This is a genomic window from Amycolatopsis sp. lyj-23 (genome assembly GCF_046549135.1).
GTDB lineage: Bacteria > Actinomycetota > Actinomycetes > Mycobacteriales > Pseudonocardiaceae > Amycolatopsis.
Genome location: NZ_JAJPWN010000045.1, coordinates 1 through 1,496, shown reverse-complemented (window position 1 = coordinate 1,496; position 1,496 = coordinate 1). Strand labels below are relative to the sequence as shown.

The 1,496-nt window shown below is 69.0% G+C and carries 2 protein-coding genes; one reads left to right on the top strand and one right to left on the bottom strand.

The features are described 5' to 3' along the window. Positions 1-654: hypothetical protein (locus ACLJPY_RS50075; RefSeq protein WP_410598080.1), on the bottom strand; the 654-nt coding region annotated here is incomplete at its 3' end. A gap of 179 nt (positions 655-833) precedes the next feature. On the opposite strand from ACLJPY_RS50075, the gene ACLJPY_RS50070 reads away from it, so the two are divergent. Next, on the top strand, positions 834-1,496 hold a 663-nt coding region (locus ACLJPY_RS50070; RefSeq protein WP_410598079.1), incomplete at its 3' end, for a glucosaminidase domain-containing protein.

Sequence of the window (1,496 nt, the reverse complement as noted above, 5' to 3'; positions counted from 1 at the left end):
GGGTGCCGGCTGCCCGAGGTCGTCGACGATGTTGCGGTAGCGCATCGGGGTGAAGGTGTGGATGTAGGACTGCGTGGTCCACGGCCGCTCGACCGCCGGGTTGCCGAAGTCGAACTCTTCGCGGACGATCGGCTGCGTCTTGGCCGTGTCGTTCCAGCCGATGAAGAGCGCGATGTGACCCTGGCGCCACAACGCGTCGCCCGGCTGGAGGTCGGCCCAGCCGATGGCGTCCATCCGCGTCGGGAGGGTGGCGGTCGTCAGGCTGGTGTTGAGGTTCCAGGCCATGGACACGAACCCCGAGCAGTCCTGGCGGTAGTTGCCGTACTGGTTGGGGTGGTAGTCGGTCTGGCTGTACATCACGTGTTCGTCGATCCAGGATCTTGATCGGACCAGCACCTCCGATCGGGTGATCTGGCCGTTCACGACCGAGGTGGCCGACGTCATCGCCGTCGCGCCGGACTGCGGATGGCTCGGTACGCCCGCCGTGCCTTCGTGGGGCAGCGCGCCCGGCTTGGCGGGGTCGTAGTACCCCTGCGTGGCCGCGGCGGCGGCCGCTCCGAGCGGGTGGGTGGCCGCGGCCGCCGGGGTGGCGCCGGCGATCACGAGCGAGGTCAGCACGGCGGCTACGACGGCACCGGTGCGCTGGACGGTCATGGTTCCTCCCGGGTGAACGCTCCACCGGTCTCGGTGCGGCGGAGTCGCAGGGAGGACGTTGCCGGGGCGGGCTTCAAGTCCGCCCCAAAACGGCTACAAGGGGGATTGCAGCCGGCTTGAAGCCGACTTGGAGACACGCCTCCCAGGCTTTCCCCATCACCACGACCTGGGAGGACACCATGACCCGCACCATCACGCGGATCGCCGTCGGCGGAGCAGGCGTGCTGCTCAGCACGCTGGCTCTCGTGTCGCCGGCCTCGGCGGGCCAGCCGACGACCAGCGACCCCGGAACGAGCACGACCACACAGGAACAACAACGGGCCGCGGCGATGAGAGCCGCGGCCGGCCAGGACGCCTTCCAGGACGCCTACATCGCTGCGGCCGGTCCCGCCGCCCAGCGGGTCCGCGACGACTTCGACATCCCGGCCTCGGTCACCGTCGCGCAGTCCATCCTGGAGTCGAACTGGGGACGCAGCGGCCTCTCGGTCAACGACCGGAACTACTTCGGCTTCAAGTGCACGTCGCCGACCAACCCGGGACCGTTCGCCAAGGGGTGCGCGCCGTACCCGACCAGCGAGTGCGTGCCGTTGCCGTGCCACACGGTGAACGCGTACTTCCGGTCCTACGACTCGATGGAGAACTCGTTCCGCGACTACGGCCGGCTCCTCACCACCAACTCGGTGTACCAGAGCGCCCTGCCGTACCGCCACGACCCGGACGGGTTCATCCGCGAGGTCGGCAGGCGCTACGCCACCGACCCCGACTACACGATCAAGGTCCTCTCCCTGATGAGCACCTACGACCTCTACCGCTTCGACTCCGGCACCGCCCCCGGTACTTCA